This is a genomic window from Acidithiobacillus sp. IBUN Pt1247-S3 (assembly GCF_041146875.1).
GTDB lineage: Bacteria > Pseudomonadota > Gammaproteobacteria > Acidithiobacillales > Acidithiobacillaceae > Igneacidithiobacillus.
In genome coordinates, this window is record NZ_JBFRXP010000002.1 from 168,263 (window position 1) to 194,557 (window position 26,295).

General features: G+C 58.8%; 29 protein-coding genes and 1 tRNA gene. 21 read left to right on the forward strand and 9 right to left on the reverse strand.

The genetic code is table 11. The annotated features are described in order from the left end of the window. Nucleotides 1–2: 2 nt before the first annotated feature. On the forward strand, nt 3–569 hold the full coding sequence (dcd, locus tag AB4090_RS02775) for a dCTP deaminase (protein WP_369572329.1): 567 nt from the start codon (nt 3–5) through the stop codon (nt 567–569). A 10-nt stretch (nt 570–579) separates the two neighbouring features. Here the strand turns inward: dcd and AB4090_RS02780 are convergent, their stop codons facing one another. The 3 genes from AB4090_RS02780 to coaBC are packed head-to-tail and all read right to left on the reverse strand — an operon-like array spanning nt 580 to nt 2,807. Beyond that, complete coding sequence (locus tag AB4090_RS02780) at nt 580–1,140, reverse strand: YqhA family protein (protein WP_369572330.1); 561 nt, start codon at nt 1,138–1,140, stop codon at nt 580–582. Nucleotides 1,141–1,148: 8 nt separating this feature from the next. Then, nucleotides 1,149–1,601, reverse strand: a complete 453-nt coding sequence (dut, locus tag AB4090_RS02785) for a dUTP diphosphatase (RefSeq protein WP_369572331.1) — start codon at nt 1,599–1,601, stop codon at nt 1,149–1,151. Then, a complete protein-coding gene (coaBC, locus tag AB4090_RS02790; protein WP_369572332.1) occupies nt 1,602–2,807 on the reverse strand; it encodes a bifunctional phosphopantothenoylcysteine decarboxylase/phosphopantothenate--cysteine ligase CoaBC in 1,206 nt (401 codons plus the stop codon). Between the two features lie 56 nt (nt 2,808–2,863). Between coaBC and radC the strand changes: the two genes are divergently transcribed. The 7 genes from radC (at nt 2,864) to AB4090_RS02825 (ending at nt 6,593) form a co-directional block, all read left to right on the forward strand. Further along, nucleotides 2,864–3,538, forward strand: a complete 675-nt coding sequence (gene radC, locus AB4090_RS02795) for a DNA repair protein RadC (RefSeq protein WP_369572333.1) — start codon at nt 2,864–2,866, stop codon at nt 3,536–3,538. After that, nucleotides 3,535–3,918: a diacylglycerol kinase gene (locus tag AB4090_RS02800; protein WP_369572334.1), complete on the forward strand. Its 384-nt coding sequence runs from the start codon at nt 3,535–3,537 to the stop codon at nt 3,916–3,918. Before radC ends, AB4090_RS02800 begins: the two co-directional genes overlap by 4 nt. A gap of 42 nt (nt 3,919–3,960) precedes the next feature. Beyond that, nucleotides 3,961–4,314, forward strand: a complete 354-nt coding sequence (locus tag AB4090_RS02805; RefSeq protein WP_369572335.1) for a hypothetical protein — start codon at nt 3,961–3,963, stop codon at nt 4,312–4,314. Between the two features lie 34 nt (nt 4,315–4,348). Next, entirely contained in the window at nt 4,349–4,714 is a 366-nt protein-coding gene (locus AB4090_RS02810) for a YtxH domain-containing protein (protein ID WP_369572336.1), read from the forward strand. A 96-nt stretch (nt 4,715–4,810) separates the two neighbouring features. Further along, nucleotides 4,811–5,188, forward strand: coding sequence for a DsrE/DsrF/DrsH-like family protein (locus AB4090_RS02815; protein ID WP_369572337.1), 378 nt, complete (start codon nt 4,811–4,813; stop codon nt 5,186–5,188). Between the two features lie 9 nt (nt 5,189–5,197). Next, the gene (locus AB4090_RS02820; RefSeq protein WP_369572338.1) at nt 5,198–5,755 is read left to right on the forward strand and encodes a hypoxanthine-guanine phosphoribosyltransferase; all 558 of its coding nucleotides are present in this window, start codon (nt 5,198–5,200) and stop codon (nt 5,753–5,755) included. Beyond that, nucleotides 5,748–6,593, forward strand: a complete 846-nt coding sequence (locus tag AB4090_RS02825; RefSeq protein WP_369572339.1) for an S-methyl-5'-thioinosine phosphorylase — start codon at nt 5,748–5,750, stop codon at nt 6,591–6,593. Before AB4090_RS02820 ends, AB4090_RS02825 begins: the two co-directional genes overlap by 8 nt. Before the next feature lie 2 nt (nt 6,594–6,595). On the opposite strand, the gene gorA is transcribed toward AB4090_RS02825, so the two are convergent. The 4 genes from gorA to mfd all read right to left on the reverse strand — a co-directional run bounded on the left by gorA (nt 6,596) and on the right by mfd (nt 13,403). Further along, a complete protein-coding gene (gorA, locus tag AB4090_RS02830; protein ID WP_369572340.1) occupies nt 6,596–7,954 on the reverse strand; it encodes a glutathione-disulfide reductase in 1,359 nt (452 codons plus the stop codon). Between the two features lie 55 nt (nt 7,955–8,009). After that, nucleotides 8,010–8,753, reverse strand: coding sequence for a glutathione peroxidase (locus tag AB4090_RS02835; protein ID WP_369572341.1), 744 nt, complete (start codon nt 8,751–8,753; stop codon nt 8,010–8,012). Nucleotides 8,754–8,838: 85 nt separating this feature from the next. Beyond that, nucleotides 8,839–9,951: a phosphoserine phosphatase SerB gene (gene serB / locus AB4090_RS02840; RefSeq protein WP_369572342.1), complete on the reverse strand. Its 1,113-nt coding sequence runs from the start codon at nt 9,949–9,951 to the stop codon at nt 8,839–8,841. 8 nt (nt 9,952–9,959) lie between these two features. Next, nucleotides 9,960–13,403, reverse strand: a complete 3,444-nt coding sequence (mfd, locus tag AB4090_RS02845; protein WP_369572343.1) for a transcription-repair coupling factor — start codon at nt 13,401–13,403, stop codon at nt 9,960–9,962. Nucleotides 13,404–13,516: 113 nt separating this feature from the next. Here mfd and ispD point away from each other — a divergent pair, with 113 nt between their 5' ends. The 4 genes from ispD (at nt 13,517) to AB4090_RS02865 (ending at nt 16,290) form a co-directional block, all read left to right on the forward strand. Further along, nucleotides 13,517–14,224 (forward strand): 2-C-methyl-D-erythritol 4-phosphate cytidylyltransferase, encoded by a 708-nt coding sequence (gene ispD / locus AB4090_RS02850; RefSeq protein ID WP_369572344.1) that lies wholly within the window; start codon nt 13,517–13,519, stop codon nt 14,222–14,224. A 9-nt stretch (nt 14,225–14,233) separates the two neighbouring features. Further along, on the forward strand, nt 14,234–14,713 hold the full coding sequence (gene ispF / locus AB4090_RS02855; RefSeq protein ID WP_369572345.1) for a 2-C-methyl-D-erythritol 2,4-cyclodiphosphate synthase: 480 nt from the start codon (nt 14,234–14,236) through the stop codon (nt 14,711–14,713). Beyond that, complete coding sequence (gene truD / locus AB4090_RS02860; protein ID WP_369572346.1) at nt 14,706–15,767, forward strand: tRNA pseudouridine(13) synthase TruD; 1,062 nt, start codon at nt 14,706–14,708, stop codon at nt 15,765–15,767. The genes ispF and truD overlap by 8 nt, the downstream gene beginning before the upstream one ends. A gap of 82 nt (nt 15,768–15,849) precedes the next feature. Further along, nucleotides 15,850–16,290, forward strand: a complete 441-nt coding sequence (locus AB4090_RS02865) for a heavy metal-responsive transcriptional regulator (protein WP_369572347.1) — start codon at nt 15,850–15,852, stop codon at nt 16,288–16,290. A gap of 12 nt (nt 16,291–16,302) precedes the next feature. Here the strand turns inward: AB4090_RS02865 and AB4090_RS02870 are convergent, their stop codons facing one another. Then, complete coding sequence (locus AB4090_RS02870) at nt 16,303–16,698, reverse strand: Smr/MutS family protein (protein WP_369572348.1); 396 nt, start codon at nt 16,696–16,698, stop codon at nt 16,303–16,305. Between AB4090_RS02870 and AB4090_RS02875 the strand changes: the two genes are divergently transcribed. Next, complete coding sequence (locus AB4090_RS02875; protein WP_369572349.1) at nt 16,683–16,850, forward strand: hypothetical protein; 168 nt, start codon at nt 16,683–16,685, stop codon at nt 16,848–16,850. The genes AB4090_RS02870 and AB4090_RS02875 overlap by 16 nt on opposite strands. 37 nt (nt 16,851–16,887) lie before the next feature. Here the strand turns inward: AB4090_RS02875 and trxB are convergent, their stop codons facing one another. Continuing rightward, nucleotides 16,888–17,841: a thioredoxin-disulfide reductase gene (gene trxB, locus AB4090_RS02880; protein WP_369572350.1), complete on the reverse strand. Its 954-nt coding sequence runs from the start codon at nt 17,839–17,841 to the stop codon at nt 16,888–16,890. 193 nt (nt 17,842–18,034) lie between these two features. Between trxB and AB4090_RS02885 the strand changes: the two genes are divergently transcribed. The 8 genes from AB4090_RS02885 (at nt 18,035) to AB4090_RS02920 (ending at nt 26,165) form a co-directional block, all read left to right on the forward strand. Continuing rightward, entirely contained in the window at nt 18,035–20,356 is a 2,322-nt protein-coding gene (locus AB4090_RS02885; protein ID WP_369572351.1) for a DNA translocase FtsK, read from the forward strand. Continuing rightward, nucleotides 20,331–20,996, forward strand: a complete 666-nt coding sequence (gene lolA / locus AB4090_RS02890) for an outer membrane lipoprotein chaperone LolA (protein WP_369572352.1) — start codon at nt 20,331–20,333, stop codon at nt 20,994–20,996. Before AB4090_RS02885 ends, lolA begins: the two co-directional genes overlap by 26 nt. A 12-nt stretch (nt 20,997–21,008) precedes the next feature. After that, on the forward strand, nt 21,009–22,109 hold the full coding sequence (locus tag AB4090_RS02895; protein WP_369572353.1) for an OmpP1/FadL family transporter: 1,101 nt from the start codon (nt 21,009–21,011) through the stop codon (nt 22,107–22,109). Between the two features lie 9 nt (nt 22,110–22,118). Continuing rightward, nucleotides 22,119–23,411 carry a replication-associated recombination protein A gene (locus AB4090_RS02900; protein ID WP_369572354.1) on the forward strand — a complete coding sequence of 431 codons (1,293 nt, stop codon included), beginning with the start codon at nt 22,119–22,121 and terminating at the stop codon, nt 23,409–23,411. A 3-nt stretch (nt 23,412–23,414) separates the two neighbouring features. After that, nucleotides 23,415–24,689 carry a serine--tRNA ligase gene (serS, locus tag AB4090_RS02905; protein WP_369572355.1) on the forward strand — a complete coding sequence of 425 codons (1,275 nt, stop codon included), beginning with the start codon at nt 23,415–23,417 and terminating at the stop codon, nt 24,687–24,689. After that, nucleotides 24,679–24,924: a Rho-binding antiterminator gene (locus AB4090_RS02910; RefSeq protein WP_369572356.1), complete on the forward strand. Its 246-nt coding sequence runs from the start codon at nt 24,679–24,681 to the stop codon at nt 24,922–24,924. The genes serS and AB4090_RS02910 overlap by 11 nt, the downstream gene beginning before the upstream one ends. Further along, nucleotides 24,908–25,960 (forward strand): L,D-transpeptidase family protein, encoded by a 1,053-nt coding sequence (locus AB4090_RS02915; RefSeq protein ID WP_369572357.1) that lies wholly within the window; start codon nt 24,908–24,910, stop codon nt 25,958–25,960. Before AB4090_RS02910 ends, AB4090_RS02915 begins: the two co-directional genes overlap by 17 nt. A 128-nt stretch (nt 25,961–26,088) precedes the next feature. Beyond that, nucleotides 26,089–26,165 (forward strand) — tRNA-Met (locus AB4090_RS02920). The last annotated feature ends 130 nt before the right edge of the window (nt 26,166–26,295 follow it).

The window sequence follows — 26,295 nt, forward strand, 5'->3', positions numbered from 1 at the left end:
GGATGGCCATCAAGTCCGACCGCTGGATTCGGCAAATGGCCGAAGAACAGGGCATGATCGAACCCTTTTCGCCGCAGCAGGTGCGGCAGATCGAGGGGCAGCCAATCATCTCTTACGGGCTTTCCTCTTACGGCTACGACATTCGCTGTGCTGGTGAATTCAAGGTCTTCACCAATGTGCGCAGCGCCATTGTTGACCCTAAAAACTTCAGCGAAGACTCTTTTGTAGACTTCACCGGTGATACCTGCGTCATCCCCCCCAACTCCTTTGCCCTGGCGCGGACGGTGGAATATTTTCGCATCCCGCGCAATGTGCTCACCATCTGCCTAGGCAAATCCACCTACGCGCGCTGCGGCATCATTGTCAATGTCACCCCATTCGAGCCGGAATGGGAGGGCTATGTGACTCTGGAGTTCTCCAACACCACCCCACTACCGGCCAAGATCTACGCCAATGAAGGAGTGGCGCAGGTGCTGTTTTTCGAGTCCGACGAGGTCTGCGAGGTCTCTTACGCCGACCGCAAGGGCAAGTACCAGGGGCAGCACGGCGTTACCCTACCGCGCGCCTGACTTTCTGCTACTAATGCCCCTCGCCGCTGGCCTCGTTCTCGGCGCGGGCGTGGCTGCCCTTATGGGTAAGAAAGAGCGCCAGGGCGACCAGGGCGATACCGAGGGCCAGGTAGAGCAGATCCAGAAAGTTGTTCACATGCATCGACAGGGAGCGCTCAAAGAAGCTGACGATCAGGATCATCAGGATGACTTTGGCGAGGCGGTCCTTGAGATCGTCTAAACTGCGGATAAACAGCACGCGCGAGCCCTTGGATTCGCCTGCGACATCGATCTTGCTGATAAAGAGCTCATACAGGCCGAGAGAAAAGATTAGCAGGATAGTCGCCAGCAGGTAGCCATCGACAATGCTGACGGCGTGGGCGACCACTTCCAGATGAAACTCACTGCGTGCCGCGCTGGACAAGCTTGGGCTGGCATACTCGAAGATATGGCCGACCAGGTGCCAGGCGTCGACCGAGGTCATAAAAAATACCGCAAAGGCCACGAACATGCTGGCGATGACCGCCAGCAAAACAACAAAGCGGCTATTCCACAGCAGCCACTCAAATACCGCCTCAATTTTTTCGCCCATTCTGTGCCTCAGTGTTTTCCGGTGCTGCCAAAACCACCCTCGCCGCGCTCCGTCGCAACAAATTCTTCGACCACGTGCACTTGTGGGCGGAGCACTGGCACCAGGATCATCTGCGCTACCCTCTCGCCTACGGCAATCGTGAAGGGTTCCCGGCCGCGATTCCACAGGGAAACTTTGAGTGGCCCTTGGTAATCGGCATCAATGAGGCCAACTAGATTGCCTAGCACGAGTCCCTTATGCCCGAGTCCGGAGCGAGGAAGGAGCAGGGCGGCAACGCCGGGATCGCCGATGTGCATGGCGAAGCCCGCTGAAACCAGGGCCGCTTCTCCCGGAGCCAGGGTTAGGGGCGCGTCTATGCAGGCACGTAAGTCCATGCCCGCCGCGGCATCACTGGCGTAGTGGGGAAGGGGCCAGTCCTGGCCGAGGCGGGGGTCGAGGATGCGAATAGCGAGCTTTTCCATCTAGTTCCTTCCGTGCAAACAGGTGGCGAGATGATGCAACAGGGCGCGCGCCAGGTCGAGCTTGTTGCTGCGGGGCAGCTCCCAGCGCCGATCTGCGCAAAAGAGCACGGCGGCATTTTCTGTGCCGCCCATGGCACCGCTGCGCAGGTCATTGACGACGGCAAAATCCGCCCCCTTGGCACGTAATTTGGCTACGGCGCGCTCCTCGTCATTATGTGTCTCGGCGGCAAAGGCCAAAATATAGCGCGGGCGTTGTGGGTCGTCGTGCAGGCGGTGGACGATGTCTGGGTTGGCGAGCAGAAATAACTGCTCAGGTAGTTCGCCTTTGCTCTGTTTTTCCGCAGACGTTTTCGCTGGCCGATGATCAGCAACGGCAGCATTGGCCAGCAAGAGATCAATGCGCGCTGTCTGGACGATGCCCTGGCAGACTGCGAGCATCTCCTGCGCTGATTCGACTTCAATCCTCTCAACCCCAGTGGGGCAGGTCAGGGCGTTGGGGCCGCTGACTAGGGTCACTCGGGCGCCGCGTTCAGCAGCCGCCTGGGCAAGGGCATAGCCCTGGCGGCCGCTCGAACGATTGCTGAGCCCCCGCACCGGGTCCCAGGCCTCCCAGGTCGGCCCAGCAGTGACCAGCACATTCCAGCCTGCCCAGGGTTTGGGCGCGAGGGCTAGACGCAGTTGATCGACGACCTCGATCAGTTCCAGCAAGCGCCCGGCGCCGGTTTCGCCACAGGCGAGATCACCACTCTCAGGTCCAAAGAACGTCACCGCATCGTCACGCAATTGCCGTACATTGCGTTGTGTCGCGGTGTTCTCCCACATAGCGGTGTTCATCGCTGGCGCCAGGAAGAGAGGCGCGCGGCTGGCAAGCACGATGGTGCTTGGCAGGTCATCGGCGAGGCCCTGCGCCAGGCGTGCCAGGCCGCTCGCCGAAATCGGAGCGTAGAGCACCGCATCCGCCCAGCGCGCCAGCGCGATATGGTCCATCGCCGCCTCTTCGACGGGAGAGAACAGCGACTGGCGTACCGGCTGCCCACTCACTGCCTGCAGGGCCAGTGGCGCAACAAAATCGGCGGCGTGGCTGCTCAACGCCACGCGCAGTTCCGCCCCGCAGCCGCGCAGCAGGCGAATCAGCTCCGGGGTTTTGTAGGCGGCGATGCTGCCGCCAATCAACAGAAGAATTTTCTTGCCCGCCAGAGGGTCCATCTTGCCTCGCTTTCTATTACACTACAGGCAACTAGGATACGAAAAAGAGGGAGCGTATGGCTATCACCGATTGGCCTGCGGACGAGCGTCCGCGGGAGCGTTTGTTGGCAAAAGGGGCGGAGAGTCTTTCCGATGCGGAATTGTTGGCGATCTTTTTGCGGGTTGGTGTGCGCGGCAAAAGCGCCGTCGAGCTCGCGCGGGACCTCTTGCAGCGTTTCGGCGGCCTGCGCGGTTTGCTGACTGCACAGCGAGAGGCCTTTTGTGCCGAGCACGGACTCGGCAACGCCAAGTTTGCGCAGTTGCAGGCAGTTGTGGAGATGGCACGGCGGCACCTGGCCGAAAGCTGGAAGCGGGGCGAGGCCCTCGAATCGCCAAGCCGGGTAGCGGAGTACTTGCGCTCCAGCCTGCGCGATCGCGCACGGGAGGTCTTCGCCGTACTATTTCTCGATCAGCGACATCGCGTCCTGCGCTTTGAGGAGATGTTTCAGGGTACGATCGATAGCGCCAGCGTGCACATTCGCGAGGTCGCCAAGCGCGCCCTAGAACTCAATGCTGCCGCTCTGATCGTCGCGCACAATCATCCTTCGGGGGTCGCCGAACCCAGTGTTGCCGACCTCCAGCTCACCCGCCGCTTGGAGGAGGCCTTGCGCCTTTTTGATCTGCGCTTGCTGGATCACTTCATCATCGGTGATGGTGAGCCGCTTTCTCTGCGTGAGGCGGGTGGCTGGTGAAGAAAAATGTACCTCTCTGGCAGCGTGGACGCTATGCGCTCGCTGGTTTGGCGCGTGCCCTGCGCGGGGAGGCCAGCTTTCGTACGGAGATTGGTGCCAGTGTTTTGGGCGTCGCCCTGCTGTTAGTTACCCGCGCGCCAGTTCTGTGGTGGGCCATGCTCATTCTGCTCATGGCGGCAATTCTCGCAGCCGAGCTGCTCAATACGGCAATTGAAACTCTGGCTGATCGCGTCAATCCAGAGGTGGATCCGCTCATTGGTTATGCCAAGGACCTCGGTGCAGCAGCGGTATTTGTACTCAGCGTTGCCGCTATTCTCCTTGCCATTTGTTTGCTTTGGAGCTTTTTTCACGGAGCCGGCGGTTTTGCGCCTCCTCCCTGATCCGTTTATAGTGAGTATAGGAATTTTGGGATAACGCAATCTATGGGTATCAACGCGTCACTTACCATCATTGCGATCGCAGCGATCATCGGGCTATTAATTTTTGCGGTGGTCGCGGGGGTCATCGTACGCACCTTCCTGCGACTGGAGAGGGTGCTTGCGCGAATGGAGCAGGATTTTGCGCCATTGCTTTTCGACGTCAAAGTGATGCTCGTCGAGTTGCAAAAGATCGTGCGTGGTGGTGGCAAGCAGATGGAACGCGTCGAGTCGACCCTGCGTTATATTGATCGGGAGCTGCGTGCCAGTGTCGATACACTCACCGTTCCTATTCAGGAACTTGGACTGTGGGCGCGGGCCGTGCGTGCGGGATGGCGCTACTTTGCGCGCCGTCGATGACGCTCCCCATTTCAGCAACGTTTGGAGGGTACAGATGAAAAACTCAGCAGCAGGTTTTGTGATGGGCTTATTGGTTGGAGCAGCGGCCGGTGTTCTGTTGGCCCCGGCCAGTGGTGCGGAAACGCGCGACGACCTGCGCCGCAGTATGCAGCGCGGCAGGGAACAACTGCGAGAACTGGAAACTCTGGCGGAAGAGCGTATTACCCGGCTCATCGACGAGATTCAGGAGAAAACCCAGCAGTTGCTTGCGTCGGGTGGTGAGTTGATGGATGCCAAGCGCCAGGATTTGCAGGAAGCTATTCAAGTCGCGAAGCGGGCCTTGGCGGAAGAGCGCGAGATCATGCTGCGTTCGCGGCGCGAGCGGCAACTGGAAGCGGAAATCGACCAGTCCGAGGACTAAGCGCGCAGTTTTTTATGCGGTAATCAATCAAATCATGGTGCAAGGGGCTTCCAGCGTCGTTAAGATAGCGCCAGTTTTCTGTCAAGGAGTAGTACAATGGCTGATAAATTGCTGATGGTTATGGTCAACACCGATCCTTCCAATCCACAGGAACTGGGTGCACCTTTCTTCCAGGCCACGGTTGCCGCGGCGATGGACTTTGAGGTGGAAGTAGTTCTCACCGCCCGCGCTGGCGAACTGGCCAAGAAGGGTGTGGCTGACAAGATGTTTGTCATGCCGGGAAGCCCCAAGAGCGTCCACGATTTCATCAAGGATGCGCACGAGGCTGGCGTGAAGTTCTTCGTTTGCACCCCGACCCTGGAGTTGTGGGATTGTACGAAGGAAGACCTTATCCCCGAGGTGTCGGACGTGGTCGGTGGCGCCTATGTCATCGAACAGGCCATGGACGACGATGTCGTTACCTTTACGTATTAAGTTGACGTCATGACGCCGACCCATCTGGGACCCGCTGAACAGTTGTTCAGCGCGGAGGCGGTGCAAGCGGCCATCCAGCGGATGGCCGTTGCTATTAATGCGGATCTCGAACCACTGGTACCGCACCGCCCTGTCGTTGTGCTGTCCGTACTGTCGGGTGCCATTGTTGTCGTCGGGCAGTTACTTCCTCTTCTGCATTTTCCTCTGCACCTCGATTGTGTACAGGTGAGCCGCTATGGCGACAAGACCCGCGGTGGGGATTTGTTATGGCGCTTGACGCCGCGCGAGAATTTGCTTGATGCCACAGTACTCATCGTTGATGATATCCTCGATGAGGGGGTGACTCTGTTGGCTTTGCGGGACTATTGTTTTTCGCAAGGAGCGACGGCAGTGCGTATGGCAGTAATGGTGCGCAAGGATCGTGAGCGCCAGCAGGAAGTGCCCGTCGACTATATTGGTTTGGATGTGCCAGATCGTTTCGTCTTTGGCTTTGGCCTTGATGCCCGTGGCCTTGGGCGCAATGCGCCGGGAATATTTGCTCTGTTAGAGGAAGACGCCCATGGGTAGTGTTGGCATCATTGGTGGTAGTGGCCTAACCAAGTTGAAAAATCTGGAGATTCGTCATCGCCGTGTCATTCGCACTCCTTTCGGCGAGGCGTCCGGGCCTCTTACCTTTGGTGTGCTGAATGGGCGAGAGGTGATCTTCCTTGCTCGTCACGGCTATGGCCATACGATCCCCCCGCATCGGGTCAACTACCGCGCCAATATCTGGGCCTTGCATCACGTTGGTGTCAGCCATGTGGTCGCGGTCACTGCGGTGGGCGGAGTGACGAAGACAATGCAGTCCGGTCTCCTGGTCGCGCCGGACCAGCTCATCGATTACACCCACGGTCGGCCGAGCACCTTCTTTGAGGGTGGCGATGCGCAGCAGGTGATTCACATCGACTTTTCCGAGCCCTATTGCGTTAACGTCCGGCAACGTCTTTTGCAGGGGGCAAAGACGGCGGGAGTGGCCCTGCACGACGGCGGTACCTATGCCGCCACACAAGGACCGCGTCTGGAGACGGCAGCAGAAATCCGCCGCATTGAACGCGATGGCGGCGATCTTGTTGGCATGACTGGCTGCCCGGAAGCCGTGTTGGCACGCGAGATTGGCCTGTGCTACGCACCCCTGTCGCTGGTAGTGAATCCGGCGGCGGGCAAGTCCGCCGAGCCGATCACTATGGAAGGTATCGACGCGGTAATGCATGAGGGCATGGAGCGCGTCCGTTCGGTCCTTGCTGCCACGGTGCCGCTGCTGGCAGATTGCCCGCCTTGTGATTGTGGTATGGCGGTCGGACCCGAGGCCCTCAAGGCCTTGCATCAGGCGCCGCAGGCGCGCAGAAAGACTGCAGTTCAGGGCTAAACTCAACGCATCGTCACAAACTCTTCGCTACTCGTGGGGTGGATAGCGATAGTGTCGTCAAAATCCTGTTTGCGCGCCCCCATGCGAATGGCAACGGCAAAACCCTGTAACATCTCATCCACGCCGTCGCCAATGGCGTGTAGGCCGACGATGCGTTCGTCGTGGCCGACGGTCACCAGCTTCATGGCGGTGCGCTCGGGCTCCGTTGCGAAGGCGCGCAACAAGGGTACGAAGCGGGGCTGGTAACATTTTATCTGCTCGTCCCCGTAGCGTTCCCGCGCTTCGATTTCGCTCATGCCCACGGTTGCGATGGGCGGATGGCTAAAAATCACCGTCGGCGTGAGGCTGCTGTCCAGATGACGTTCGCTCTGCCCGCCGAAGATACGGTCGGCCAAGCGGCGGCCAGCGGCAATGGCTACTGGGGTCAGGGCCGGCGCGCGAGTGATGTCACCTACGGCATAGATGCCATCCACCGCAGTGTTCTGGTATGGGTCGACGGCAATATATCCGTCGCTGTCAACTTGGAGTCCCGCCTCTGCCAGCCCCAAATCCTGGGTCAGGGGGCGACGACCAATAGCCCAAACGACAGCGTCGAGGCCGCCAAGACAATCGCCCTGCACAAAATCCAGGCAAAATCCTCTATCTTCCCTGCGCAATTGTGTTACCTGGCGCTGGGCCAGGAGATTGATGCCTTGGACTTGCATAATCTCCATCAGATGCTCGCGGAGCATGGGTTCAAAGCCATTGAGAAAATGGTTGCGCCGCATTATCAGTGATACGTCGCTGCCGAGCGCGCGGAATACGCCGGCTAGTTCGACGGCAATATACCCAGCACCAACCACTGCTACCCGGCGCGGTTGTTGTTCGAGGGCAAAAAAACCATCGGAGTCGATGCCCAACTCGGCACCGGGGATTTCCGGCCAGATCGGAGTGCCACCAGTGGCCAGCAAAATCTTTGGCGCTTTGAGCAGGGTGGTGTTATCGACGCTGACCTGATCCTTGCCTTGCAGCCGACCGTGGCCGCGAAAAAGCTCTACCTTGTTGTTGTTCAGGCCTTCGGCATAGCGGCTGTTGAGCCTTTGGATATAGGCATCGCGTCGCTCTTTGAACTGGGCCCAGTCAAATTGCCAGGCTTCCCCAGTAAGCCCATAGCCGTGCGTCAGCTCGTGGCTTGTTGCCAAATGGGCGGCATTCCAGAAGAGCTTTTTGGGTACACAGCCCACATTGACGCAGGTACCGCCGAGCGGTCCCTCGGCTACTAGCGCCACTCGAGCGCCGTAGGAAGCGGCGCGGTTGGCGGTAGCGATACCGCCGCTGCCGCCACCGATGACGATTAAATCAAAGCTTGGTTTTATAGACATATAGCGGCTTCTCCAGGCGGCAGCACAGGGCTGCCGCTATCACCGTAACGAGCCTTTAGTTGGCGCCCAGGTGCTTGGCAAGATCATCAGCGCCACCGATGTGCTTGCCACCGATAAAGACCTGTGGCACCGTCGAACGCCCAGAAACAGCCCGCACCGTGCGCGAGCTAACCCCCGTGCCCATGCCGGTGTGGACTTCCTCATAGGCCATGTTGCGCTCCTGCAGCATGGCCTTGGCGCGTGCGCAGTGGGGGCAGCCTTCGCGGGTGAAAAGGGTGATGAATGCCGGGTCTTGGGCGTTGGGGTTGATGTAGCGCAGCATGGTGTCGGCATCCGAAACCTCGAAGGGGTCGCCAGGCTTGTCCGGTTCGATGAACATCTTCTCGACCACACCATCCTTCACTAACATCGAGTAGCGCCAGGAGCGCCGACCAAAGCCGAGGTCGGCCTTGTCCACCAACATGCCCATGCCCGCAGTAAATTCGCCGTTGCCGTCGGGAATAAGCCGCACATTTTCTACTGCCAGTTCCTTGGCCCAGGCCTCCATGACGAAGGCGTCATTCACCGAAATACAGAGAATGCTGTCAACACCATTTTCGCGTAGCACCGGAGCCAATTCGTTATAGCGCGGCAAATGGCTCGAAGAACAGGTGGGAGTAAAAGCGCCGGGCAGGGAAAAGACGACAACGGTTTTACCGGCAAAGAGTTCTTTTGTGCTGACGTCTTTCCACTGATTGTTTTCGCGGGTGCGAAAGGTGACTTGGGGTACGGCTTTTCCTTCCATATTGCTGAGTTTCATGTGCTCGTCCTTGCTTAGGCCATCACCATTGATGTTTTCCTATATTAGATTAAGTCTAATTATTGTGCAAGTGTTGTATGGGCTCTCAAGCAAGGCCAAGAATGCTCGCAGCGACTTCCAAGCCCCCCTGGCGGATTTGATAATTTGCCTGCGCACGCACGGCGGCTTTGGCGCGATAGGCGATCCCCACACCCGCCTTGCGCAACATGGGCAGATCATTGGCGCCATCGCCAATGGCAACGCAGTGGCTCGCATCGGTACCGGCGGCAATGGCGAGTAGGTCGAGGATGTCGGCCTTTGCTGCGGCATCGACAATGTCGCCGATGACCTCGCCTGTGATCTTGCCATCGCGAATGTCGAGCTGGTTGGCAAAGGCGTAATCCAGATCCAGTGCTTCCTGCACGTGGCGGGTAAACTGGGTAAAACCGCCCGATACCACGGCAGTTTCCATCCCCGCGCGCTTCGCCGCGGCAATTAGATCTCGCGCACCGGGACTGAATTGCAGGCGCTCGCGGATGACAGCATCAATGGCGCTCACGGGCGTGCCGGCGAGGAGGCGCACCCGCTCCTTTAGGGAACTGCGGAAGTCCAGCTCGCCAGACATAGAGCGCTCGGTGATGGCGGCTATCTTGCTCTTCAAACCCAGATGCGCACCGAGTTCGTCGATGCACTCGATAGCAATCAAGGTGGAGTCCATATCGCTGATCAGTAGCCGAAATTGCCCACCGGCCCAGTTAGGGGTCAAAGCGACATCGACGGGAAATTCTGCCAGCGCCTCTACCAGTTGGTGATTGGCGAGGGGAAGCGCAGCGGTCTCGCCCCAGATCTCGATGACCAGCTCGTTACCCTGGGCGAGCAAGACCCGCCCAGGCAGAAAGGTGCGTAATTGCAGGTTAGTCAGGGCGCGGCGCAGCACAGCGGGATTGAGGGTACCACGCAACACCAGGCGCAACGACTCTTCCGCCGCCATCGCCGGCCCCCAAAGGACCTCTCGTTTCTGCGCCAGACCCTGGCGCGCCAGTTCCTCGAGGAAGGGTTGCAGGCTCGCAAAATCCGCTGGCAGGCGCCAGCTTTGCAGCCAGGTACCTGCAATCTCGCGTTGTTCGATCTCGCCGGCAACGATCTGCGCCATGCTGGCAGGCAGAAGCATACGCCCCTGCGGGGCAGGGCTGAGGATGGCAAGACGGGTGGCGGGCATGATGACTCCTAGGGCGTGGCGGCGCTGAGATCTTCGATGAGGGTGAGGAGGGTCTCGCAGCGTTTCTGGCCATCGGGTAGGTCGCGGCGTATGCGCAGGCGATCCTGGCCTTCGAGCTGAAAGGTCTGCGATTCTTTCTGGATTTTTTGAATCAAACGATCGACAGGCAGCCGATGTTGTGCACTCAGGGTCAGGCGTGCCCCCTGTGGACCGGCATCAATGCCTGCGATGCCCAACTCTGCTGCCACGATGCGCAGTTGCGTCTGGCAGAGCAGGGTCTTGACGGCATCGGGTACGGGACCAAAGCGATCCACCATTTCCACCAGAATCTCGCCAATCCCCTCGATTTTGCGCAGGTTTGCCAGACGCTTGTAGAGTTGCAGACGCAATTGCACGTCGGGTAGGTAGTCGGAGGGAATCAGTGCCGGGGTGTTGAGATGGATCTGTGGCCCCTGCGCCTGTTTCTCCGCCAAGCTCTGCGGATCCTTGCCGGCGCGGATGGCAGCTACCGCATCATTCAACCATTCCATGAACAGGGTGAAGCCCACTTCATCCATATGTCCGCTCTGGGAATCTCCCAGGAGCTCGCCGGCACCACGAATTTCGAGATCGTGACTGGCCAGGGCAAAGCCGACGCCCAGCTCTTCCAGAGACTGGATGGCGTCTAGTCGGCGTTTGGCGTCGTCGGTCATGGCGCGCGGTTCGGGTGTAAAGAGATAGCAGTAGGCGCGTTGATGGCCACGTCCAACGCGGCCGCGCAGCTGATGCAACTGCGCCAGACCAAAGCGGTCGGCACGGTCGATGAGCATGGTATTGGCGTGCGGGTTGTCGATGCCGGACTCGACAATGGTGGTGCAGAGCAGGAGGTCAAATCGCTGGTGGTAGAAATCCAGCATTACGGCTTCCAGCTCTGCCTCCGGCATCTGTCCGTGGGCAATACGAATGCGCGCCTCTGGCAGCAGGCGTTGCAGCAGCTTGGCGCTGCGCTCGATGTCCTTGACCTCATTGTGCAGATAATAGATCTGGCCGCCGCGATGTAGCTCGCGCTGACAGGCCTCGCGAATGGTGTCTTCAGAGAATTCCTGCACGAAAGTGCGCACTGGTTGCCGGCGTTGCGGCGGCGTGGCGATCAGCGACAGGTCGCGCAACCCCGCCAGGGAAAGGTTCAAGGTGCGCGGGATAGGCGTGGCAGTGAGGGTAAGTACGTCTACTTCACTGCGCAAGGATTTGATTTTTTCCTTGTGGCGCACGCCAAAGCGGTGTTCCTCGTCAAGAATCAACAGTCCCAGGTCAGCAAATTTCACGTCGCCCTGTAGGAGACGGTGAGTGCCGATGAGGATCTGGATTTTGCCCGCTGCGGTATCCTCGACGATGGCGCTGCGCTCTTTACCCTTTTGGAAACGGGAAAGCACCGCAACGCGAATGGGTAGGCCAGCAAAGCGGTCGCGAAAATTCTCAAAATGCTGCTGAGCGAGGAGGGTGGTGGGCACCAGCACGACAACTTGGGCGCCACTGTTGGCCACCAGAAACGCAGCGCGCAGGGCTACCTCGGTCTTGCCAAAACCGACATCGCCGCAGACCAGGCGATCCATGGGGTGCAGACGCTGCAGGTCGTCCAGGACTGCGTCGATGGCCGCCTGCTGATCGGGAGTTTCTTCAAAAGGAAAACGCGAAACAAAATCCCAATAGCGATCGTCCGGTGCGAGAAAGCCGCGCCCGGACTGGGTGGCGCGGCGTGCATAGATGTCCAGCAGTTCGCTGGCGGCATCGATGGCCTTTTGCCGAGCTTTGGTCTTGGCCTTGCTCCAGCGCGCATTTCCCAGACGTGAAAGCTCGACCTCCTCACTATTGCCCACAAAGCGGCTGACGCGGTCCAGTTGTTCCACCGGAACATAGACCTTGGCATCACCAGCATAGGCAATGCTCATGTATTCGTTGACATCCCCCTGTGCGGCGAAAGGCGTGTCCAGCGCGAGAAATCTGCCAACTCCGTAGTCTTCATGGACCACTACGTCGCCCGGCTGTAGTTCGCCCAGATCGCGTAGCAGGTTTTCCATGCTCCGCTGCCGTGCGCGTCCGCCACGGCGCTGGGCAAAGACCCGATCGCCAAAGATTTGCGCTTCGGAAATCAGCGCCAGATCGATGCGCCCGCGCTGGCTGTGCAGTAGACCGCGTTCCAGTGGCGCAACCACCAGTCCCAGAGCGAAGTCTCCCGCGCTAAATTCGGGCCAGTTGTGAACGCGTTGGGCAGCAAAGCCGAGTCGTTGCAGATGTTCCCCCAGGGCCTCGGCGCGCCCGGCGGATTCCGCTGCGAGGACAACCCGTGCGCTGCCCGAGAGCTCTTGCAAAAAACGCTCAAGGCCGTGCAGGGGGTTTTCACTGTTCCCTTGCAAGGCGGGAGGTGTCAGGAAACCTTGGGTTTCGCCCCGGTTTTGGCTGCTGAGATGATAGTTTGGGTAAGCAGTAAGGCGCTCCTGCCACAATTCTTCGCTCAGTATCAGCTCGTCGGGACGCAGAATGGGATGCGAGCGATCACTACAGCGCTCGTCATAGCGCTCCTGCCAGTCCAGACGCAGGCGTTGCACAGCGCCCGCGAGGTCGGCTTCCTGCAATACGATGGTGTCTTTGGGCAGGTAATCGCCGATATCTCCGCACTGTTCGTAAAACAGTGGCAGATACTGCTCGGCACCCGCTGGAATGCTATTGCGACTTGCTGCACGGTAGACCTCTGCCTGTTGCGGATCGCCACTGAAGCGGGCGCGAAAGTTCGCGCGAAAGCGTTGTAGATCCTCATTGGCGACCGGGACCTCCCGTGCTGGCAAAAGCTCCACTCGCTCTACTTTTTCCAGACTCCTTTGGGTTTCCGGATCGAAAGCACGGATGCTGTCGATTTCGTCGCCGAAGAGTTCGATCCGATAGGGCACGAGGCTGCCACTGGGAAAGATATCGATAATCCCGCCACGCCAGGCGATCTCCCCCGCTTCCGACACCTCACTCACGCTCTGGTAACCAGCGTCGATGGCGCGCTGGCGGAACTCTTCGAGCTGTAAGCGCGCGCCTAGGTGGAGCCACAGCGCATGACGATCGAGATGACCGGGTGGCGGTAGACGCTGCAAAACCGCGCTGGCAGGAGCAATAATGAGTCCGCGCCACTGCGGCATGGCGGCCAGCGTTGCCAATCGTGCGGTGCTGATCTCTGCCGGTGGATTCATGCGATCGTAGGCTAGAACCTCACGATCAGGGAAAATGAGAGGCGCGGGTAATTCCGGCGCGAAGAATGTCCATTCCCTCTGCCATTCTTCAATCGTGCGGCTGACGCCGACAATCAGCAACAGCGGACGTTGCCACTGGCGTTGCAGGGACGCCGCCAACAAGGCCTGGGCGGCACCTGGAGTCGGGGGTAAGGTTTCGGTATTTCCGGGTTGAGGGACCAGTGACCCGAGCCAATCCATCAGCAAAATATGACATCCTCAACAAGGCAAGGCGACAGTCTATGCAGCAGCAACAAAAACTGCAAAAGTCGGGGCTACTCAGGTATGCTCTGACGGCAGCCAGGAGAGAGAGCATGGAACAAGTCTGGGCCTTGATTCCCGCCGGTGGGCGGGGCCAGCGATTTGGCGGGGCCGTTGCCAAACAATATCTGCAATTACTGGGTCGGCCGGTGCTGGCGCATGCATTGCACACTTTTTTGACGGAATCGAGTATTCGCGGCGTGCAACTCGTGCTACCTGGTGCTGATCTGGCCAGCGGGGCTTGGCGTGAGCTGCTCGGGCCACAGAATCAGACCTTCCTGCCGCCGGTAGTGGGCGGGGCCGAACGGCAAGACTCCGTGCGGTTGGGTTTGCGCGCCTTACTCGAACAAGGTGCTTTGCCTTATGACTGGGTGCTGGTACACGATGCTGCTCGCCCCTGTCTGCAGCGCGCCGACCTGCATGCCCTCCTGGATGTTTTGCCGAGAGCGCCCCAGGGTGCCCTGCTGGCCTTGCCCGTAGCCGATACCCTAAAACGCGCCGAGGGCGAGCATGCCGTGGCCACTGTCGAGCGCAGCACGCTTTGGCGCGCCCTTACGCCCCAGGCCTTTCCCATCGGTGCGCTGCTGGAGGCCCTCGATGATGCGCAGCAGCAGGGCGCGGCGGTAACCGATGAGGCCTCGGCCATGGAACGACGCGGCTGGCGTCCTCTCCTGGTGCAGGGGCACGCAGACAATCTCAAGATCACCTATCCCGAGGATTTACCCCTGGCTGCGGCCATTCTCGCGGCCCGTGAAGAGTAAAGGAAAATTATGGAGATGCGAATTGGGCAAGGCTTCGATGTACATGCACTGGTGGCTGACCGTCCCCTGATTCTTGGTGGCGTGCGGATACCGTACGAGCTGGGCCTGGCGGGGCATTCCGACGCTGATGTCCTCATCCACGCCATCTGCGATGCCTTGCTCGGCGCGCTGGCCCTAGGCGATATTGGCAAACATTTTCCCGATACCGACCCGCGTTTTGCCGGTGCTGATTCGCGCGTGCTACTTCGTCATTGCGCCGCTTTGCTCGCGCAAGAGGGTTATCGTGTCAGTAATGTCGATTCGACCCTGATCTGTCAGCGACCAAAACTGGCACCGTATATCCCGCAGATGTGCGAGAATCTCGCCGCTGATTTGCAGATTCCCATTGCTGCCCTGAGCGTCAAGGCGACCACAACGGAGCAGTTGGGCTTCACCGGTCGGGGCGAGGGCATCGCCGCTCAAGCCGTTTGTCTCGTGCAGCATGGCTGAGATCCCCGAACGGCGGTATCCGGCACTGGGGATTGACTATCCGGCGGCTACCTTTCATTCCACGCCCAGTAGCTTTTTGGTGGAGGAAGTCCTCCCCTTCACTGCCGATGGGGAAGGGGACCACGCTTGGCTTTGGGTCGAGAAGACCCAGCGCAATACGGAGGAAGTCGCCCGTCTCCTGGCGCGATTTACGGGCGTTCCGGCACGCGATGTTGGCTATGCCGGGCTCAAGGACTACCACGCCACGACCCGCCAGGCGTTTACGCTCCCGGTTGCCGGGCGCCCGGAGCCAGATTGGTCGACTCTGGATTTTGCTGGGGTACGGATCCTCGAAGTCTCCCGGCATCGTCGTAAATTGCGCCGTGGCGTGCATCGTGGCAACCGTTTTGCTATTCATCTGCAATCGACCGCAGACAGTAGCCACTGGGAAAGTGCCCTCGCGATTCTTGCCCGCCAGGGCTTTCCCAATTATTTTGGCGTACAACGCTTTGGCCGCGATAATCTGTCAGCGGCGGGAAAGATGTTGGCGGGACCGCGGCGCGGCCGCATCCCGCATCATCTGCGTGCTTTGTTCTGGTCGACGGCGCGCGCCGCGCTCTTCAATCTGGTTCTTGCCGAGCGAGTACGCCAGGAGAACTGGAACTGTATTCTGCCCGGCGAGATCGTCCAGTTGGCTGGGACGCATAGCCAGTTTCTGGCCAACGCCGAGGAGTTGGCCGAGTTACAGGCGCGTGCCGACACCTGGGACCTGCACCCCACCGGCCCACTGTCGGGCAAAGGCGATAGCCAGAGCAAAGGCCGGGTAGGCGAACTGGAAGCCGCAGTGCTCGCGGCCTGGCCGGGCACGGAAGGTTCCCCTGGCAACGGAGTAGCCTGGGCAGACTCCCTTGCTGCCCAAGGTTTGGATGCTGCCCGCCGCGCCTTGCGTTGTCGCCCAGAGGATCTGCAGGTTCACTTTCCGCAGGTAGGTGAAGTGCTCCTCAAATTCTTTCTGTCGCAAGGTTCCTATGCCACGGTGCTCCTGGAAGCTATCAGGGTGCAGACCGAAAAATGATCTGCGGCTCTTGTTCCAGACAAGTACATACTTTACGATAAACTACTATCAGATTGCATAGTAGAATACTAGGAAGGGAGTTATGAAAAACCACGTGACCATTGGGCGTTTGGCGCGCGAGGCTGGGCTGGCAGCAGAGACCCTGCGCTATTACGAAAGAATTGGGCTGATTCGGCCGATACAGCGGACACAATCCAACTACCGCTTGTATGATGGTGAAGCGGAGTCGCGTTTGCGTTTCATCCGTAGGGCGCAGAATTTGGGCTTCTCCCTTGCTGAGGTCAAGGAGTTGCTGGACATCAGTAGTCATCCAGAAAATGACATGGCTGCGGTGAAAGAGATTGCCGAGGGTAAGATTGTCGATATCGAGGAAAAGATCGCTGATTTACAGCGGATGCGCACGGCTCTGCAGAGCGTTAGTGAGCGCTGCCCCGGGCATGGCTCTGTAGACGGTTGCCCGATTTTGGCTTCACTCGCAGGATTGGATCGTATTGAGGAGTTACCCCTCACCCAGGCCCGGTAAGAGGGCGCCAGGCTAGCGGCGCAGGTCGCCGAGCAAGACCCGCAATGCCCCTGAGCCGCCCTCAGTCGGGCATGCTTGAATAAAGGCCAGCACCTCGCGATGGCGCTGTAGCCAGTGACCTACCAAGTGTTTGAGCACGGGTACCTGCCCAGGTGAACCGTGCCCTTTACCATGCACGACGCGCACGCAAGTCCAGCGGTGGCGGCGCGCCTCGGCAAGGAATTCGGCAACTGCCAAACGTGCCTCGTCTACCCGTAGACCATGTAGATCAAGGTCGGCCTGAATCCGCATTTTTCCCCGACGTAGGTCACGAAGCAGACGTTCTGGAAGGCCTGGGCGCAAATACACCCACTCATCCCCCGTCCACCAATCGCTTTCTTCTTTGCTGCCACGTGCTAGATCTGCCAATACCGCAAGCTCATCTGCTGTCGCGTGGCGCGCTTCGGGTGCTGGCGCTGGCGCGCGCGGTGGAAGAGGGGGAGCGGCGAGCGGCTGAACGTCATTCAGCGCCGCGCGAAACTCTGCCCGTTCCGTATCTGCAAGAAGAGGTTCGAGCTTAGCTCTTGCCCTCTTCCGAGGCGAGCGTCGTGGCACGCATCAGGCGCTGGCTTGCTCCAGCCAGCGCTCCGCATCCAGGGCGGCCATGCAGCCGGTGCCAGCGCTGGTCACCGCCTGCCGATACACATGATCCTGCACATCGCCAGCGCCAAATACGCCGGCAACGCTGGTCATGGTAGAGAATCCCTCGCGCCCACCCTTGGTGATTAAGTAGCCCGTCTCGTCCATCGTCAGCTGTCCCTGAAACAGTTGCGTGTTTGGCTGATGACCGATGGCGATGAAGGCGCCGGTCACGACAATCTCCTGGGTACTGTCATTCTCCATCGAGCGCAGTCGCAGTCCGGTCAGCCCACTGGCGTCTCCCAGCATTTCTGCCACTTGATGATTCCAGATAACCTTGACGTTTTCCTTGGCAAAGAGCTTGTCTTGTAAGATCTTTTCCGCCCGGAATTTGTCGCGCCGGTGAATGACGGTGACCGACTTGGCAATGTTGCTCAAATACAAGGCTTCCTCAACTGCGGTGTTGCCGCCGCCGACGACTGCCACGTCCTGATTCCGGTAGAAAAAACCATCGCAAGTGGCGCAAGCGGAAACCCCCTTGCCGCGATATTTCTCTTCGCTATTGAGGCCCAGATACTTGGCCGAAGCCCCGGTAGCAATGATCAATGCGTCACAGGTATAACTGGCCTGATCGCCGCGCAGACGAAAGGGGCGTTCACCTAGCTTGGCCTCGTGGATATGATCAAAAATGATCTCGGTGTCAAAACGACGAGCCTGTTTCTCCAACTCCGTCATCAGCTCAGGACCAAGAATGCCCTCAGCAGCACCCGGCCAGTTGTCGACATCGGTAGTTGTCATCAATTGACCACCTGGCTCCATTCCTTGGATGAGTACCGGCTGTAAGTTGGCTCGGGCCGCATAGATGGCAGCTGTGTAACCGGCGGGGCCGGAACCGAGAATGAGTAGGCGGGCGTGTTTGCTATCGTCTGCCATGACTGCTCCTGTCCAGTTAAGATGCCGCAAGTGTAGCATTCCTCCACGCGCCACGGCAGGGAGGCTGGGGCGCGTCTTGTCACCGCGCCGTACCTCGTTTCCGTCATGGATCTGTCTTGATATTGTAGAGTCTTTCTGCAAAAGTCTCCGCAATACCTTGACAAAAAAGGGGAACGTCGGATAGCTTGCGAGCATGTCGAAAGCACGTGGCGCAGCAGCATTGAATGGTTCGGCGCGGGTGGGTAAGCCGAACAAGAGCAATTATCCCTGGCGTAGGGAGCTCCTGCTCTTCGTTCTTTTTCTCTTCAGCCTTTTTGTGGCCATCTCCCTGATCAGCTTCCATCCCCTGGACCCGAGCTGGTTCAACAGCGGTCGAGGAGAGCCTACGCGCAATTGGGGCGGCGAAACGGGCGCCGAGCTGGCAGCTTTTCTGGTACAAATTCTGGGTATTGCGGCGTGGCTGCTGCCCTTTGCCCTCGTGGCCTTCTGCTGGAGCTGGTTGCAACGCTTGCATCGGCAGCGCCCTTTGCCGCGCCTACGGATCCTCGGCGGGATACTGTTTTTCCCGAGCTTTAGCGTGCTTTTGGCCTTGCTTTGGCCGTTGGCTTGGTGGCCAATCAAGGGCCAAAGCCCCGGAGGGATTGTGGGTTTTGGTCTGTCCGCCCTGCTCGCCCCGGTGATCGGTTCGGTTGGCGCAGGCTTGCTATTTTTCGCGGCCGCCCTGGTCAGTGTCGCGCTCCTCACCCGGTCCAGTCCCGCACAGTGGCTAAGCTATATTCAAGCGCCAAAGATACCGCATTTCAGTAGGCCCAAATTCCCTCATTTTTCTTTGCGCTTACCACGCCGACAGCGTAATTCGGCAACAACATCGGTGGCGCCAACTGCAACTAATACTGCGAATCTGCCAACAGCTCCCAAGACAACGGAACTAGAACGCCCGGTGTCGACGCCCAAGCAGGCCTCGCTGTTGCGCCCGAAGGCTGCGAAGATGGGTACAGAACAATTACCTTTGCCGGCTCCCGTTGGCCCCCCACGCGCTGATGGCTTGCCCGAATTGGCTCTGCTGGATGCAGCCGACGCAGATGATCCGGCCCTGGTCCCTTCCGCGGAAGAACTGGTGGCACGTTCCCGCTTCCTGGAAGAAAAATTTGCCGATTTTGGTGTCAGCGCCCAAGTGGTCGATGCGCATCCGGGCCCGGTCATTACGCGTTATGAGATCGAACCCGCAGCCGGAGTAAAAGTGAGTCAGGTCGCAGGCCTGAGCAAGGATCTGGCGCGTGTGCTCACTGCTCGGGTTCGTGTGGTCGAGGCGATCCCCGGTAAGGCCACCATGGGTATCGAGGTCCCTAATCCCAAACGACGTGTCGTGCGCTTGTCCGAGATCCTCGGCAGTTCGGCATTCTCCCACAGCAAAAGCCTGTTGACCCTGGCATTGGGACAGGACATTAGTGGTCAGCCAATCGTTGCTGATCTGGCGCGCATGCCCCATCTTCTAGTCGCGGGGACTACTGGCGCTGGCAAGTCCGTTGGCGTCAATGCCATGATTTTGAGCATTTTGTACAAGGCTACAGCGCAAGAAGTGCGCATGATCCTGGTCGATCCCAAAATGCTCGAGCTTTCGGTCTATGAGGGTATCCCCCATCTCCTGGCGCCCGTGGTCACCGATATGCAAGAGGCGGCCAATGCCTTGCGTTGGTGTGTTGCCGAGATGGAACGCCGTTATAAGTGGATGGCCCATGCTGGCGTGCGCAATCTCGCGGGCTACAATCAGAAACTGCGCGAGGCGGACGCGCGCGGTGAGACGCTGCCGGGGCCGGACAAAGACTTCAACGACGAGCCGATTGCTTTGCGGCCCCTGCCGGCCATCGTCGTCGTTATTGATGAATTTGCCGACTTGATGATGGTTGTTGGCAAGCAAGTGGAAACGCTGATTACCCGCTTGGCGCAGAAGGCGCGGGCGGCCGGTTTGCATCTGATCATGGCCACCCAGCGCCCGTCGGTCGACGTAATCACTGGCCTGATCAAGGCCAATATCCCCACGCGCATTGCCTTCCAGGTATCTTCGCGTATCGATTCCCGCACCATTCTCGATCAAATGGGTGCGGAAACCCTGCTCGGTCAGGGGGATATGCTCTACCTGCCGCCGGGCAGTGGCTACCCCTTGCGCGTACATGGTGCCTACGTTAGTGACGATGAGGTGCACCGCGTGGTCGAGAGTCTGCGTCAGTTGGGTGCGCCAGAATACGATGAAGATATTCTCTCCAGCTCTGCTGAGGATGGCGGCATAGGTGACGGCGGGGATAGTGGTGCAGAGAGCGACCCTCTTTATGATCAGGCCGTCGCCATTGTCACCAGTAGCCGCAAGGCCAGCATCTCCTATGTGCAGCGCCAGCTGAAAGTCGGTTATAATCGAGCTGCTCGAATGATCGAGGAAATGGAGAGGGTAGGCATCGTTGGTCCTCTACAAAGCAATGGTAGTCGAGAAGTATATGCTGCTGCCCCGCCGCGAGACTGATCGCGTGCGCCGTAGCGTTTCCGCCTTTCTGGCGATCTGTCTAGTCCTGGGCGCGAATTTGCCGGTACTGGCCGCCGACCCGAGCGCGCTTCTGGAAAAATTCTTCCAGTCCAGTAAAACGGTTACCGCCGATTTTCAGCAGGAAGTGCTCAATCATGGTGGCGTAGTCGAACAGAAAGCCAGCGGACAGCTCTGGATCGCACGCCCTGGTCGCTTTCGTTGGAATTACACGGGTAAGAATGGCCAGATGATTGTCTCTGATGGCCAACAGGTCTGGCTCTACGAACCTGCCTTGCAGCAAGTTACCGTACAACCTCTGGGTAAAGTCCTGGGCAGCACGCCTGCGGCACTCATTGCCGGGCGCAATGTGTTGCCTGAGGGTTTTCAAATCAGTGCTCTGCCGGATAAAAATGGCTTGCAATGGGTTCTGCTCAAACCCAAGAAGGGGCAGAGTCAGGGCTTTACATCCATACAGATGGGCTTTGATAACTCTGGTCAGTTGCGCGAAATGCTCATGCAAGATGCCTTTCAGCAGGAAACCGTGCTGCATTTCGAGCACGTTCGCGTGAATGTCCCCATTCCCAATAAAACTTTTCACTTTACTCCGCCAGCCGGGGTAGACGTTCTCAAAAATCCCTAGACTGGAGTAGTCATGCGTAAGACCCTGGTTTTTTTTGCCCTAAGCACGCTGATTGAATTCGCCGGCGTCAGTCTCGCTTCTGCCAATTCCTTTGCTGTGCCAACGGGGGCCGCTGCTTTATCCGAAGCTGGTGCCGTGGTGGCCGATGGGCAACCTATTAGTGACTACTCCTACAACCCTGCGGGTATGGCGTTTTTTTCCGGTAATCGAGCAGCCATCGAAATCTTGGCGCAACGTCCATCAATCAGCTACTCCGGCGCCGCTGGCAGCAGCGGAGCAGCGACCAATACCAGCATTCTTGCCGATCTGTATTACACGCATCGCTTCAACAGTATGCCCCTCGCGGTTGGCATCGGCGTTACCTCGCCTTACCTCTTACGCAGCGATTGGGCTGCGGATTCTCTGTATTCCGGTAGTCCCTACTTGCAAAATCAAGTGCGTGTCATCGATATCAATCCCAGCATTGCCTATCTCGTCCTCCCCGACCTCAGTGTTGCCGTAGGGCTGGATTATTATCAGAGCATCGGCGGGCGATTTGGCAATATTTCTGCTGATGGCGGTGGCGTAGGCGGACGCATTGGCTTGCTTTACAGCACCGAGGTCTACAATGTCGGACTCAGCTATATTTCTCCGGCCAGTCTCAGCGCCGGAGGCGGCAAGATCGAACTGCCGAGCAAGTTACAGGCCGGTTTTCGCTATCGCTGGACGCCTTCCTTTGCCACCGAGCTTGATGTCGATTGGACGAATTGGGCAAACACACAATTGCCGTATTACGGTAATCTGGGCTGGAAGTCAGCCTTAGCCTATCGCGTTGGATTGAGTTATCACCTGAGTCAGGATCTGGAAATTCGCGGTGGTATTGCCCACGAAGACAGCCCCGCAGGTGCCCAAGCCATCCAGTTGGCAACGCCGGCCACGGCATCCAATTTGGCATCTTTCGGTTTGGGGATTGGTCTCGGGCCGTGGCACTACGACATTGGTGCCAGTTATGCCCTCTCTGGAACTGCTGGCGGTGCGCCATTTGCCATTCCAGATTCTTCCAGTACCGTGCCTGGCGGGAGCTATAAGGCCAGTGCCTTCACCCTTGGTGTGGCTTTGGCCCGTAGTTTCTGAATGTCCTGAATGCCTGATCGACGTCCGCTGGCCGCACGCATGCGGCCGTCCAGCCTCGCAGAGTTCGTCGGTCAGCCGCAGCTTTTGGGCGAGCACGGCAGCCTGCGAACAGTGCTCGACGGCGCCCCGATTCCATCCATCATCCTTTGGGGTCCGCCAGGGTCTGGCAAAACGACCCTCGCCCGTCTCCTGGCAACACAATCTACAGTCGACTTCGTCACCCTTTCGGCCGTCGAAAGTGGCGTCAAAGAGCTGCGCGCGGTTGCCGAGAAGGCGCGGCAGGCCCGGGAGATCGGACTCGCAACGGCCCTTTTTGTGGACGAGATCCATCGCTTTAATCGGGCGCAGCAGGATGCCTTGTTGCCCTATGTAGAAGAGGGCATCTTCACCCTGATCGGTGCGACGACCGAAAACCCGAGCTTTGCTTTGGTCTCGGCCCTGTTGTCCCGGGCGCGTGTGCATGTCCTCCAGCCCCTGGAATCCACCGCGTTGCAAGAAATTCTCGACCGCGCATTGCGGGATAGCGAAAATGGTTTGGGTACGCATAGTCTGAGTCTTGCGCCCGATGCTCGATCGCTACTGATTGATGCAGCTGACGGTGACGCCCGACGCCTGCTCGGCATTCTCGAGCTGGCCGCCGACGGCACCCAGGATCGTGGCGAGATTGCCGAAGAGCAGGTGCAGCGCGCGATTGGCCAGAATTGGCGACAGTTCGACCGCAACGGAGAGCAGTTCTATGATCAGATCTCGGCCTTTCACAAATCCCTGCGTGGCTCCGATGCTGACGCCGCCCTCTACTGGCTCGCGCGTATGCTTGATGGCGGAGCCGATCCATTGTATCTAGCGCGCCGAATGGTGCGTATGGCCAGCGAAGATGTCGGCCTGGCCGACCCACGTGCCCTCAGCATCGCCATTGCCGCCCGCGATGCCTATGCCTTTCTTGGTAGTCCCGAAGGCGAGTTGGCCCTGGCCGAGGCGGCGGTATATCTGGCCAGTGCGCCCAAGAGCAACCGCATCGAACTTGCCTGGAACAATGTGCGCGCTCAGATACGACGGGAAAAGAGTCATCCCGTACCCCTGCATTTGCGCAATGCCCCCACTAAGCTTTTGCGAGAACTGGATTACGGCAAGGAATACCAATACGATCACGCCTTTCCCGACGCCATTGCGCCCAGCCAGCTGTATCTGCCGCAGGGAATGGCGAAGGCCAACTGGTACACCCCCACAGAACGGGGATTTGAGAAAACCATGGGCGAGCGCCTGGACTGGATTGCTGCCCATCGAAAAACCTCTGGAGACTGAAATATGCTCGACCCGAATTTACTACGCACCCAAACGGCTGATGTTGCTGCCGGACTTGCCCGGCGTGGCTTCGTTCTGGGTGTGGAGGCATTGCAGTCTCTCGATCAGCAGCGTAAAACCTTACAGGTCGATCTTGAGAGCCTGCGCAACGAGCGCAACATCCTCTCCAAGGCCATTGGTGTGGCGCGCCGAGATGGGCGGGATACCCAAACTGAGCAAGCACGGGCTGCAGAGGTCGCCGTCGCCGTCAGCGAACGAGAGAGCGAGCTGAGTGTTGTCCTGACCCAGTGGGAAGATTGGGTGCGCGGCATCCCCAATCTGCCCCAGGCAGACGTACCCGATGGCGCGGATGAAAGCGGTAATGTCTGTCTGCGTAGTTGGGGAGAGATTCCGAACTTCGACTTCTCGGTAAAAGACCATGTCGATGTAGGCGCAGAACTCGGTATTCTTGATTTTGCGGCGGGTGCCAAACTCGCTGGCGCGCGTTTCGTTGTCCTGCGTGGAGCGGGTGCTCGTTTGGAGCGAGCGTTGGCGCAATTCATGCTCGACCTCCATACCCAAGAGCACGGTTATGAGGAAATCGCACCGCCCTACCTCGCTAACCCGCAATCCTTGTTGGGCACCGGCCAGTTGCCTAAGTTTGAGGAAGACCTCTTCGCCTTGCGCAACGACGATTTTTACCTGATCCCCACCGCCGAAGTCCCGCTCACCAACCTGCTGCGCGATGAGATCATTACCGACCTGCCACAAAAATACTGCGCCTACACGCCCTGTTTTCGTCGGGAGGCAGGCTCTGCCGGGCGCGATACACGGGGCATGATCCGCCAGCATCAATTTGATAAGGTCGAGATCGTGCAGATCGTACGTCCAGAAGAATCAGCCGCGGCGCTCGAAGAGCTCACTGCCCATGCCGAAAAGGTCTTGCAGCTGTTAGAGCTTCCCTATCGCGTGATGCTGCTCTGTGCCGGCGACATGGGTTTTTCGGCAGCAAAGACCTACGACCTGGAGGTATGGTTGCCAAGTCAGAATTGCTATCGCGAAATCAGTTCTTGTAGCAATACCGAGAGCTTCCAGGCACGGCGTCTGCAACTGCGCTACCGCGACAGTGATGGCAAGCCACAGCTGGTCCATACCCTGAACGGCTCCGCCCTGGCAGTGGGCCGTACCCTGGTCGCCTTGCTCGAAAACCATCAGCAGGCCGATGGGCGCATTTACGTCCCTCTTGCCTTGCGCCCGTACTTGCGTGGCGAAGAATTTCTGGAAGTCCGTGGCGAATGATCCCTATGTCCCCATTTCCTGTGCATTGCACAGCGAGCTGGAGCTGGCTGCCATGCGCCGTCGCCCGGTGGCGCTTCATCTGAGCGATGATCATACATTGTCTGGGATCATTGCCGATGTCTGGACCGCGCGAGGGCGAGAGTGGTTGTTGCTCATCCCCAGCGCGGAGCGAACGGGCACCCATTTTTTGATTGATCTGATCGGTGTAGAGGGAGCAAATGAAGTTTTATTGTAAGAGATTGCTGGGAATCGCTGCGGCCATAACAGTCGCGCTACTGGCGGACACTGCGGCGCAGGCGGCAGAGTTTCCGCTGCCAGTAGCGGGTACCAACATGGTCGGGCAGCTGCAGGTAGTCATCGCTCGGCAACAAGACACCTTGCTGGATATCGCGCGTCACTATGACGTGGGCTACAACGAAATCCGCGAGGCCAACCCTGGCGTTGATCCTTGGCTACCGGGCACGGGTACACGCGTCGTTGTGCCAACTCGCTATATCCTCCCGCCGCCGCCGTGGCAGGGCATTGTCATCGACATTCCTGCGCGCCGTCTGTACTACTTCCCTGCGGGCAAAAAGGTGGTCTATACCTATCCCATCGGTATTTTCCGTCCGAAATGGCCGGATCCGTTGGGTAGCACGCGCATTATCGCCAAGGTCAAAAACCCCAGTTGGACAGTGCCTAAAAATATTCAGGAAGAGCACGCCAAGGCAGGCGAACCCATTCCTGCTTACTTCGCTCCAGGGCCAGACAACCCAATGGGCGAGCTGGCGTTGGAGACGGGATGGTCACAGATCTTTATCCATGGCACCAACAAGCCCTGGGGCGTGGGCATGCGCGTCAGCCATGGCTGCTTCCATGTGTATCCGGAAAACGAGGTCCAACTCTTCTCGATGGTGAAAGTGGGCACGCCGGTGCGCAGCATCGACGAACCCTACCTAGTAGGGAGTGACGGAGACGGCCATCTCTACTTGCAGGCCTTTGCGCCTATCGAGGCCTACAAGAGTGAGCTCTCGCCGCAACAACGTGCCGTCAATGCCATCGTCCAGTATCAAAGAGGCATGGCCACCTCGGTAGTGGTGAACTGGCAGCGCGTCATCAACCTCGTGCAAAAACCCAATACTGTACCTACCGGCATTGACGTGTCTGCGCCCAGTCTGGAGCAGGTAGTGACTGCGCTACCAGCGCAGTCCTATGCCTTCGCCCCCTACGGAGATGATGCAAATCAAGCGACTCCACCACCGGCGCACCAGGGATCGGCTGGCCCCAAATAAAGTGCTTGCAATGGGGGAGCGAGCTGGGTATAGTTCGCTCCTCGCCGCTGAGCGGTGAGAGTGAAAACGACGAAGAATAGCTGATACATTGCTTTCCAATCTGATTCACGCTAAGATGTAAGACCCGGTGCGGGGTGGAGCAGCCAGGCAGCTCGTCGGGCTCATAACCCGAAGGTCGTAGGTTCAAATCCTACCCCCGCTACCAACATGCAGTATGTTGTTTTGCTCTTTACCAACCGAGTGGAGATGTGTGGGGTTTAGGCCCTAAGCATTATGTAGGTGTTTGCTGGTGACTGGTAGGCGCGAGCCTGTTTAGTGGCTGGTAGATGTCTAGA

Coding starts and splice junctions, on each gene's coding strand:
- dcd (WP_369572329.1), top strand. CDS start 3: ATGGCCATCAAGTCCGACCGCTGGATTCGGCAAATGGCCGAAGAACAG.
- AB4090_RS02780 (WP_369572330.1), bottom strand. CDS start 1,140: ATGGGCGAAAAAATTGAGGCGGTATTTGAGTGGCTGCTGTGGAATAGC.
- dut (WP_369572331.1), bottom strand. CDS start 1,601: ATGGAAAAGCTCGCTATTCGCATCCTCGACCCCCGCCTCGGCCAGGAC.
- coaBC (WP_369572332.1), bottom strand. CDS start 2,807: ATGGACCCTCTGGCGGGCAAGAAAATTCTTCTGTTGATTGGCGGCAGC.
- radC (WP_369572333.1), top strand. CDS start 2,864: ATGGCTATCACCGATTGGCCTGCGGACGAGCGTCCGCGGGAGCGTTTG.
- AB4090_RS02805 (WP_369572335.1), top strand. CDS start 3,961: ATGGGTATCAACGCGTCACTTACCATCATTGCGATCGCAGCGATCATC.
- AB4090_RS02810 (WP_369572336.1), top strand. CDS start 4,349: ATGAAAAACTCAGCAGCAGGTTTTGTGATGGGCTTATTGGTTGGAGCA.
- AB4090_RS02815 (WP_369572337.1), top strand. CDS start 4,811: ATGGCTGATAAATTGCTGATGGTTATGGTCAACACCGATCCTTCCAAT.
- AB4090_RS02820 (WP_369572338.1), top strand. CDS start 5,198: ATGACGCCGACCCATCTGGGACCCGCTGAACAGTTGTTCAGCGCGGAG.
- AB4090_RS02825 (WP_369572339.1), top strand. CDS start 5,748: ATGGGTAGTGTTGGCATCATTGGTGGTAGTGGCCTAACCAAGTTGAAA.
- gorA (WP_369572340.1), bottom strand. CDS start 7,954: ATGTCTATAAAACCAAGCTTTGATTTAATCGTCATCGGTGGCGGCAGC.
- AB4090_RS02835 (WP_369572341.1), bottom strand. CDS start 8,753: ATGAAACTCAGCAATATGGAAGGAAAAGCCGTACCCCAAGTCACCTTT.
- serB (WP_369572342.1), bottom strand. CDS start 9,951: ATGCCCGCCACCCGTCTTGCCATCCTCAGCCCTGCCCCGCAGGGGCGT.
- mfd (WP_369572343.1), bottom strand. CDS start 13,403: ATGGATTGGCTCGGGTCACTGGTCCCTCAACCCGGAAATACCGAAACC.
- ispD (WP_369572344.1), top strand. CDS start 13,517: ATGGAACAAGTCTGGGCCTTGATTCCCGCCGGTGGGCGGGGCCAGCGA.
- ispF (WP_369572345.1), top strand. CDS start 14,234: ATGGAGATGCGAATTGGGCAAGGCTTCGATGTACATGCACTGGTGGCT.
- truD (WP_369572346.1), top strand. CDS start 14,706: ATGGCTGAGATCCCCGAACGGCGGTATCCGGCACTGGGGATTGACTAT.
- AB4090_RS02865 (WP_369572347.1), top strand. CDS start 15,850: ATGAAAAACCACGTGACCATTGGGCGTTTGGCGCGCGAGGCTGGGCTG.
- trxB (WP_369572350.1), bottom strand. CDS start 17,841: ATGGCAGACGATAGCAAACACGCCCGCCTACTCATTCTCGGTTCCGGC.
- AB4090_RS02885 (WP_369572351.1), top strand. CDS start 18,035: ATGTCGAAAGCACGTGGCGCAGCAGCATTGAATGGTTCGGCGCGGGTG.
- lolA (WP_369572352.1), top strand. CDS start 20,331: ATGCTGCTGCCCCGCCGCGAGACTGATCGCGTGCGCCGTAGCGTTTCC.
- AB4090_RS02895 (WP_369572353.1), top strand. CDS start 21,009: ATGCGTAAGACCCTGGTTTTTTTTGCCCTAAGCACGCTGATTGAATTC.
- AB4090_RS02900 (WP_369572354.1), top strand. CDS start 22,119: ATGCCTGATCGACGTCCGCTGGCCGCACGCATGCGGCCGTCCAGCCTC.
- serS (WP_369572355.1), top strand. CDS start 23,415: ATGCTCGACCCGAATTTACTACGCACCCAAACGGCTGATGTTGCTGCC.
- AB4090_RS02915 (WP_369572357.1), top strand. CDS start 24,908: ATGAAGTTTTATTGTAAGAGATTGCTGGGAATCGCTGCGGCCATAACA.